The organism is Mesorhizobium sp. M1409, from assembly GCF_040317535.1.
In the GTDB taxonomy this organism is placed as follows: domain Bacteria; phylum Pseudomonadota; class Alphaproteobacteria; order Rhizobiales; family Rhizobiaceae; genus Mesorhizobium.
The window spans coordinates 1-5269 of sequence record NZ_JAMYKV010000112.1; the positions used below are offsets into that span (position 1 = coordinate 1).

General features: G+C 58.8%; 4 protein-coding genes and 2 pseudogenes. 2 read left to right on the top strand and 4 right to left on the bottom strand.

The window, feature by feature from the left end:
- Positions 1–70: 70 nt before the first annotated feature.
- Positions 71–721 (bottom strand): annotated as a pseudogene (gene istB, locus NKG99_RS35165) (IS21-like element helper ATPase IstB); the annotation flags it as partial.
- A 16-nt stretch (positions 722–737) separates the two neighbouring features.
- Complete coding sequence (istA, locus tag NKG99_RS35170) at positions 738–2285, bottom strand: IS21 family transposase (RefSeq protein WP_352874041.1); 1548 nt, start codon at positions 2283–2285, stop codon at positions 738–740.
- Positions 2286–2473: 188 nt separating this feature from the next.
- On the opposite strand from istA, the gene NKG99_RS35175 reads away from it, so the two are divergent.
- Positions 2474–2620 carry a hypothetical protein gene (locus tag NKG99_RS35175; RefSeq protein WP_352826296.1) on the top strand — a complete coding sequence of 49 codons (147 nt, stop codon included), beginning with the start codon at positions 2474–2476 and terminating at the stop codon, positions 2618–2620.
- A gap of 28 nt (positions 2621–2648) precedes the next feature.
- A pseudogene (locus NKG99_RS36125) lies at positions 2649–2888 on the top strand (transposase domain-containing protein); the annotation flags it as partial.
- 36 nt (positions 2889–2924) lie between these two features.
- On the opposite strand, the gene NKG99_RS35185 reads toward NKG99_RS36125, so the two are convergent.
- Positions 2925–3776, bottom strand: coding sequence for an ABC transporter permease (locus NKG99_RS35185; protein ID WP_352826298.1), 852 nt, complete (start codon positions 3774–3776; stop codon positions 2925–2927).
- 33 nt (positions 3777–3809) lie between these two features.
- Positions 3810–4766 carry an ABC transporter permease gene (locus NKG99_RS35190; protein WP_352826299.1) on the bottom strand — a complete coding sequence of 319 codons (957 nt, stop codon included), beginning with the start codon at positions 4764–4766 and terminating at the stop codon, positions 3810–3812.
- Between the last annotated feature and the right edge of the window lie 503 nt (positions 4767–5269).

Below are 5269 nucleotides of genomic sequence, written 5' to 3' on the forward strand. Positions count from 1 at the left end.
TCCACAGAGTGCGTGTCGACGGTCAACCACCGTGACATGAGACACCAACCGATCAACAAGAGGGGTATCCTGCGCTGCTTGGGTCCGCGATCAAGTCATGCCATCTGGCTACCGGGACCTGGGCGGTGATCAGGGTGGATTTGCGGCGATAGCGTTCCTCGACGATTTCGAACAGATGGAAGCGCTGTTGGTCGGTGAGGGAGTGGGTTCCGAAGTCATCCAGGATGAGCAGTTGCGCGCGGGTGAGCTTGTCAATGAGGCGTGGGAAGCGGCCATCGAGACGGGCGAGCGCCAAATCCTCGAACAGGCGCGGCACGCGCACATAGAGCACGGAATGATCGAGCCGTGCCGCTTGCCGGCCGAAGGCGCAGGCCAGCCACGACTTGCCGGTTCCGGTCTGGCCGGTGACGATTAGATTCTCATGCGCCTTCAGCCATTCGCCCTGGGCGAGGGCCATGGTGCTGCGCCGGTCGAGCCCGCGCCGCGCGGCAAAATCGATGTCCTCGATGCAGGCTTCGGGAAAGCGCAACCTGGCTGAGGCGAGCCGGTTCCGGACGCGCTTGTCGGCCCGTATGGCAACCTCGCGGTCGAGCATCAGGCCGAGCCACTCATCACGGCTGAGCTCGTTGGCGTTGTTCTGTTCGGCCAGTTCGCGCCAGGCGGCAGCCATGCCGGCCAGACCGAGGGATTGCATCTGGTCGAGGGTGGGGTTCGTCAGCATTCTTTCTTCCTTTCCTTCACTGGTAATAGGTCGAGCCGCGGATGTTGGCGTGCTGGGGAGTCGGCTTTGCCGGTTCTGGGGAGCTGGCCCGGTCGAGGCCGGCTTTGAGGATGGCGGTGACGGAGGAGTAGGCGATCGCGTTGATCAGCAGCGCCCGCTCGCAGGCGGCATTGAGGCGCTCCGGCCCATAGCGCGGCGCCAGCGACAGGATGCCCATGGCCGAGCGATATCCCTGTTCCGGATGCGGCCGGTCGCGCATCATGCGCTCGACCAGAATGGCGGCGTTGGGGCCGATCCCGGCCGCCCGGCTGATCAGGCTGGCCGGCGTGGTGTTGGCGTAGCGCTGGTGCGCCTTGGGCATGTGTTCGTTGACGGTGACATGACCGGAACGCTGTGAGCGACGCACATGGCTGGCGACACGCTGGTGATCGTGGAAGATCTCGACCACTCGACGAGTAAGCCGCACCTCGACGGTGCGCCCGATCAGCCGGTGCGGCACCGAGTAGAAGGTCTTGTCGACTTCGACATGGTAGTCAGGATGCACCTTCGCCGACTTCCACTCGGCGTATTCGAACGGTGCTGCCGGCAGCGGCCTCAAGGCAGCCCGCTCGATCTCCTCGAACAGTTCGCGGCGGCTTTGGCCGACATGGCGCATCGGCCGGTTGTTCAGATCCTCGAGCAGTTCGGCGATCGCCGCGTTGAGCTCGGCGATCGAGAAGAAGGATCTATTCCTGAGCCGTGCCAGAATCCAACGCTCGACGATCAGCACCGCGCCCTCGACCTTGCCCTTGTCGCGCGGCTTCCGGCTTCGGGTCGGCAGGATGGTGGTATCGTAATGCTCGGCCATGGCTGCAAAGGTCGCGTTCAGCGTCGGCTCGAACCACAGCGCCTTGACGACACCGGCCTTCAGGTTGTCGCATACGATCGCTCTGGTGACACCGCCGAAGAAGGCGAGCGCTCGCACCTGGCCCTCGATCCAGTCCGGCAGCTTTTGGCTGGAGCTGGCAAAGGCGAAGGTCAGATTGGAGGCGCCCAGCACCGCGACAAAAATCTGCGCCGGGTAAATGGCGCCGGTCGCCGGATCGATCACCGGCACCGTCTGCCCGGCATAGTCCGTCTGCATCACCGCGCCCGCCGCATGCCGGTTGCGGAATGTCGCGCTCGTCCGGCGCTCGAAAGCGGCGAAGTGCTCGCAGAACCAGGTGTAGCCGTAGCCGTCCGGATGGGCGGCGCGATACTCCTGCCACAACAGCGTCAGCGTCACCCCCTTGCGCTTCAACTCCCTGGCGATCAGCGCAAAGTCCGGTTCGCTCAGGTCTTGCGGCGGACGACCGGCACGGCCAAACAGCAGCCGCTCAAGCGTCGCCTCGTCGTGGCCGGGCGGCAGCGGCCAGCATGCCAGCCCGGCCTCCCGCGCCCGCAGCAAATAGGTCGATACCGTCGTCTTGCTGATCTTCAGCCGTTCTGACACCTCACGCACCGAAAGACCCTGCTCATGGGTCAGGCGCAAGATCGCTTGGATATCCCTCACACTCGTTCGTCTCGCTTGCTTCCGTCTCGGCATGGCCCCTTTCAAAGTCATCGTGAGAGGCCAAAGTGCCAGAACGGCGCAGCCGAGAACCGACCGTTAAATCCGCTCCCGAAAACTGTCCGGGATTTAGCGGAAACGCTGTCCGCGAATTACCGAAATCACTGTCCGGGATTTAGCGAAAAGGGTGTCCGGTAATTACCGAAACACGCAGGGATGGCCTCTTGCCCGCCGAGCAGGTCATGCGCGGCGCGCCCTATCCGATCCGCGCCAGCGATCTAGTAGACGAACGGACTAAGGCCGATTTGGCGCGCAATACTCCGCGTCGCATCCGCGACGACAACCAGGAATCGCTGTTTTCCGCCATTTGAAAAGGAGGTGCATAATGAATCAGTCTTCGCTCTCGGCAGAAAGTCCTGGCTGTTCTGCGGTTTCGATCGCGGCGGACAGCGCGCTGCCGTTCTCTATAGCCTGATCGTGAGCGCAAAGATGAACGATATCGACCCGCAGTCCTGGCTCGCCGACGTCCTCCATCCGATAGGAGCGATAGGAGCCGTATGCGGTAGTGCCGCACGTACGGATCTGACCGGGGGGCGATGGGTAACCATCGTCCCTACCGGGACCGTTTGCTCCGTTTAGCGAACAGAAGAAGCAGTGTTCGGAGAGCCTGAGATCTCAGTCCTTGAGCCCGCTTGCAGATTGCAGAAACCAATCCACGACCAGATTGACGCCTACTGCCAGAAGAGCGATCGCACCGGCTGGAAGAAGGGGGGTGATATCCCCATAGGTAATCAACGCTGAGGTTTCGCGCACCATGGAGCCCCAATCCGCAGTCGGCGGCTGGATGCCGATCCCCAGAAAAGAGAGCCCGCTAATCAGCAGGAAGACGAAACAAAACCGAAGGCCGAACTCTGCTATGAGGGTCGGCATGACGTTGGGAAGTATCTCGCGGGTCATAATCCAGATCGCTCCCTCGCCGCGGAGCCGGGCTACCTCTACATAATCCAAAACCGCGACATTGACCGATACAGCACGTGTGAGTCGAAATACGCGAGTGGAATCCAAGACCGCAATAACCATTATGAGCGTAGGGATCGAGGTTCCGAAAATCGATAAGAGGAGTAGTGCAAAAATGAGTAGCGGGATCGACATCATAAGATCGACGAGCCGCGACAAGATCTGATCCGTCCATCCAGCGAGGGCTGCAGCAGCCAGTCCGGCAGAAGCACCGATGGAGAACGCCAACGTCGTCGTGATCAAAGCGATCCCGATGGTGTTGCGCGCGCCGAAAACGAGCCGCCCAAACATGTCTCGTCCAAGATTGTCTGTTCCAAGCCAGAACCGTGCGCTCCAGGGTTCGAATTGCGTGCCCACAATCTCGGCCTCGCCATAACGAGTCAGATATGGCGCCAGCAATGCGGTCAGAGCATATATAATTATGACAGCAATTCCGAATTTTGCGCTCAGCGGCGCCGAAGCGATCTTGCTGGCTCCTTTTCTGAGAATCAACGGCGACTGAAGGGTCATGTTTGTAGGCTCATCTATTGCGAAAATCGGTTATCACTTTGGATGCATCAAGCGCGGATTCATAACTATTGACAATACGTCTGCGGTAAGGTTGAGCAAAATATAAGTAGCAGCGAAGATTAGACTGCAGGCCTGCACGACCGGAATATCTCTTTTCTGCACGGAGTCAACGATGAGCTGTCCGAGACCTGGATAGACAAATACAACTTCGACGACCACGACACCGGTGATCAGATACGCTAGATTCAGGACGACGACATTGGCAATCGGCGCAAAGGCGTTTGGGAGAGCATGCCGGACAAGTACGCGCCACTCTGAGAGCCCCTTGAGCCGCGCGGTTTCGATATACTGGTTGCCTAATAGGCTTATGATCGAGGTCCTGGTCATCCTCAGCATATGCGCCATCACTGCCACAGCAAGCGTGAGGGCCGGCATGGCTACCGCAGTTAGTCGGCCAAAAAGGCCGGTCGTGGTGTCGACGTCAGAAAGGCTTGGCAGCACTCCCATATGCACTGCCAAAATCAAGATTAGAGTATAAGCCACGAAGAATTCGGGAAACGAAATCGAAGCAAGCGTGACTATATTGATTGCGCGGTCGATGAGGGTATTCCTGTAGATAGCAGTCACGATGCCACCAAGCAGCGCGAGGGGAACGGAAACCGCCGCGGCGCTTAGCGCAAGGAATACGGTGTTGAACAGCCGAGGCCGGATCATCTCCCCAATGTCTCTGCCGCTGGCGAGCGCCGTTCCGAAATTTCCTTGTAACATATCTCCGAGCCAGTGAAAGTAACGAACATAGACTGGGAGATCGAGACCAAGGCTCTTTCGTAACGCGGCCACCGTCTCCGGGGTTGCTGATTGCCCTAGCAGTTCAGTGGCCACGTCTCCGGGCAGAAACTGGATACCAGCGAAAATGATCAGGGACACGACCCATAGCGTCAAGGCGCCTATAGCGAGCCGCCGACCTACAATGCTCTTTATGGAGACCATGGTATATCTCAACCCAGATTACCCAAACGCATTCGCCGCCCAGGTGAATTCAAAGCTCACGCTATCATGGCGCCCAGCCCTGTAATCGCGAAAAAAAGTCACCTGCCAAATGATTTAAATTCTGATTTTCGCGCGGAATACGCTCCTAATTAGGGATTGCTTTCGAAGCTGGCAGTGGGTGCATCATCGGAACGGCGATCACGCTCGGCACGGCAAGTCTGGACCCTTTTTTAGCGATGAAAATGAAGCCAGGCAGCCGAAACAAAATCATCAGGCAGGTTACTTTTTTGCTCGGAGCGAACACCCAAACGTATGCTATCGATGGCGCCGGCTTAGCGCCAGCTGGGATTAGCTTCAGCTTAGCAATCAACCAAACTCACTGGGAGGAATCGATGGACCGCATCACGCCTGAGACCACTAAATATGAGCATCTCTTGTATGAAGTGGATGCGGAGCACGTCTGTTGGTTGACGCTGAACCGGCCGGATAAAGCTAACGCCATG

What these genes read in the sequence shown, in the direction of transcription:
- istA (WP_352874041.1), bottom strand. Translation starts at nt 2,285, where the DNA reads ATGCCGAGACGGAAGCAAGCGAGACGAACGAGTGTGAGGGATATCCAA.
- NKG99_RS35190 (WP_352826299.1), bottom strand. Translation starts at nt 4,766, where the DNA reads ATGGTCTCCATAAAGAGCATTGTAGGTCGGCGGCTCGCTATAGGCGCC.
- NKG99_RS35185 (WP_352826298.1), bottom strand. Translation starts at nt 3,776, where the DNA reads ATGACCCTTCAGTCGCCGTTGATTCTCAGAAAAGGAGCCAGCAAGATC.